Origin of the sequence: Nocardiopsis lucentensis DSM 44048, from assembly GCF_000341125.1 — a bacterium.
Lineage (GTDB): Bacteria > Actinomycetota > Actinomycetes > Streptosporangiales > Streptosporangiaceae > Nocardiopsis > Nocardiopsis lucentensis.
This window is the reverse complement of the sequence record NZ_ANBC01000353.1, coordinates 1-2858: the sequence shown is the minus strand read 5'-3', so window position 1 is coordinate 2858 and position 2858 is coordinate 1. Positions and strand designations below refer to the sequence as shown.

At 74.8% G+C, this 2858-nt stretch carries 4 protein-coding genes; 3 read left to right on the top strand and 1 reads right to left on the bottom strand.

Annotated elements, in window-relative coordinates:
• The 3 genes from D471_RS34100 to D471_RS0112360 all read left to right on the top strand — a co-directional run.
• A partial coding sequence (locus tag D471_RS34100; RefSeq protein ID WP_017598906.1) for an acyl carrier protein occupies nt 1–339 on the top strand: 339 nt, incomplete at its 5' end.
• Nucleotides 336–1106: a thioesterase II family protein gene (locus D471_RS0112365; protein WP_017598905.1), complete on the top strand. Its 771-nt coding sequence runs from the start codon at nt 336–338 to the stop codon at nt 1104–1106. The genes D471_RS34100 and D471_RS0112365, both read left to right, overlap by 4 nt.
• A 42-nt stretch (nt 1107–1148) precedes the next feature.
• Nucleotides 1149–1589 carry an SRPBCC domain-containing protein gene (locus D471_RS0112360; RefSeq protein WP_017598904.1) on the top strand — a complete coding sequence of 147 codons (441 nt, stop codon included), beginning with the start codon at nt 1149–1151 and terminating at the stop codon, nt 1587–1589.
• Nucleotides 1590–1724: 135 nt separating this feature from the next.
• Here the strand turns inward: D471_RS0112360 and D471_RS0112355 are convergent.
• Nucleotides 1725–2858, bottom strand: a 1134-nt coding sequence (locus D471_RS0112355; protein ID WP_017598903.1) for a helix-turn-helix transcriptional regulator, incomplete at its 5' end; no start/stop codon positions are given.

The following is a 2858-nucleotide window of genomic DNA, read 5'->3' as shown; positions in this document are numbered from 1 at the left end:
GAGCCCCGGACCGGCACGGCCACGGGCACGGCCGCCCCGGACCGGGAGTCCGGTGCGGCCGGGGTCGACCGCGCCGAGATCACCGCCTTCCTCCACGACGAACTCGCCACGGTCCTGCACGCGGAGGAGGCGGTCGATCCCGACAGCGCCTTCCTGGAGGTGGGCGGCGACTCCTTCACCGCGATGATGCTGCTCACCAGCGTGGAGCAGCGCTTCGGGTGCGAGATCCCCCTGGAGGGCTTCGACACGGAGGCCACCGTCGGCGCGCTCGTGGCCGGACTGGCCGACCGCATCGCCGAGGCCGTGGCGGACCGGCCCCGACAGGAGGCGACCGTATGACCACCCCCTTCACCCGCCCGCGCACGGTGGTCGACGCCGAGCTGCGCCTGTTCGTGTTCCACCACGCCGGAGGGTCCGCCGCGGGCCTCTTCCCACTCGCCCGGGCGCTACCCCAGGACTGGGAACCGCTGCTGTACGACCTGCCCGGACACGGCCGCCGCAACTCCGAGCCCCCGCTCACCGACATGGCGTCGATGGCGCGGCGCGCGGTCGCCGAGCTGGAACCGGAGATCGACGGTCCGTTCGCGCTGTTCGGACACAGCCTCGGCGCCGTCCTCGCCCACGAGGTCGCGCGCACCCTCACCGCACGCGGACACCGGCCCCTGTGGCTGGGCGTCTCCGGCCGGGTCGCGCCCGACCACCAGTCCCAGGGCGTCCACGGCGTCCACCGACTCGACGACGACGCCCTGCTGGCCGCCCTGGACACGGTGGGCGGCGGCATGCCGAAACGGATCGCCCAGGTCCCCGAGTTCCGTCACAGGTTCCTGCGCCTGGTCCGCGCCGACCTGGGAGCGGTCGCCTCCCACCGGCCCGATCCCGGCAGGGCGCCGCTGGCCTGCCCGGTGTCCGCCTACGCGGGCGACCGCGACCCGTGGGCACCCGTCGGGGACGTGGCCGCCTGGGCGGACGAGACCAGCACCGCGTTCACCCACCGCACCCTGCCCGGAGGGCACTTCTACTTCGCCGACCACGGGCCGGACCGGTTGGCCCGCGCCCTGGCCGCCGACGTCCGGGCGGCGCTGCCCGCCCCCGTCGGCCGGACCTGAAACCACCGCCGCACCGACCCGCACCCGCCGAGGAGACCCGCCATGCACGTGATCGAGACCCGCCAGAGCATCGACGCCGCACCCGAACGGGTGTGGGAGGCCCTGGCCGCCCTGGGGCGCTACCGCGAGTGGAACCCCGTCATCGTCGAGGCCGACGGCGCAGCCGCGGTCGGTGAGCGCATCGCGTTCCGGATGGTCCTCCCCGGTGGCGGCCAGAGCAGGCACGAACCGGTGATCACCGTGGCCGAACCCGGTCGCGCGCTGTGCTGGGAGGGGACCGTCGGCGCCGCGTGGTTGGCCCGAGCCGTCCACGAGTTCCGACTGGCCCCCTCCGGCGACGGAACCGTCCTGATCCACAGGGAGACGTTCACCGGACTCCTGGTGCCCCTGGTCAAGGGCACCCTGAAGCGCACCGAGGAGGGCTTCGTCGAGATGAACCGCGCCCTCAAGAAGCTGGTCGAGTCCGGAGCCGCGGCCGAGTGACGACCGGGCCGGAGGCGGTTCGGGCACCGTCGGGGCCCTTCAGGTGGGCGCCGTGCCGCCAGGCGTTCGCCGAGGGTGCCCGACCCGCCCGGAGCGGCCTCCGGGCGGGTCGAAGCGAAGCGGCACGCCCAAGAACTAGAGCGCCATGTCGTGCTCCCGGGCGACCACGTCCGTGATCCGTCGGCGGTCGGTGATGGAGAGCTTGCGGTAGATCCGTGTCAGGTGCTGTTCCACCGTGCTGACCGTGACGTGCAGCCTGGTGGAGATCTGGCGGTTGGTCAGCCCCCGGGCCGCGAGCACCGCCACCCGGGTCTCGGCCTTGGTCAGCCCGGCCGTCGTCGGCCGCGCCGGGATCCGGGCCCCGGCGCGGGGGAGGGCGGGCGGGGGAACGGCGCCGTCCCCCGCGGTCGGTGTCGCGGCGCCGATCCGGTGGCGCCGCGCCCTCTCGCGCAGACCGGCCGCCTCCGCGGCCTCACCCAGGGACTCCCGGGCGTCGGCCAGCTCCAGCCGCGCCCGCGTCGCCTCCAGCGCGTCCGGGGCCCGGTCCAGTACGCGCACGGCCTCGTCCAACACCGGCACCCGCTCGGCCGGGGGCAGCGTGGCCGCCAGGTCCCGCAGGGCGATGCCCCGGGTCCGGTGACGCTCCGGCCCCACCAGCGCCTGCTGCTCCAGCACCAGTTCCCGGGCGGTGTCGGTGGCGCCGAGCCGTTGTCGGGCCCTCGCGGCGCCGCCCCTCCAGGGCACCAGGGAGGGCGTGTCCAGACCCCATCCGACCATCAGTTCACCGCAGAGGGTGAAGTCCGCCAGGGCGCTCTGGTCCCGTCCTGCGTTGAGGTGGTGGTGCCCGCGGGCGTACAGGTAGTGCAGCCCGAAGCGGGACCTCAGGACGACCTCGCTCACCCGTTCGGCCATGACCCCGGCGCCCTCCTGCCGGTCACCCGTGGCCTCGGCGACCAGCAGGAGGTGGCTCAACGGCAGTCCGGCCATCGCGCCCCAGCCGGGGAGGGGCAGCGACGACAGCGCCGCCCGCGCGTGGTGGCGGGCCAGCCCCAGGTCGCCCCGGCGCAACGCGATCTCGGCACGCATCATGTGGGCCTGCCCGGTCCAGAGCGGGGACCGGTCCGCCGCGCCGAGCAGCGACTGACTCCAGTAGGCGGCCCGGTCGAGCTGATCGGCGTAGACCAGTGTCGACAGGGCCGCGAACACCGCCTCCACCATGTGCTCGCCGAACCCGGCGTTGGTCAGGACCTCCTCGGCCCTGACCATGGC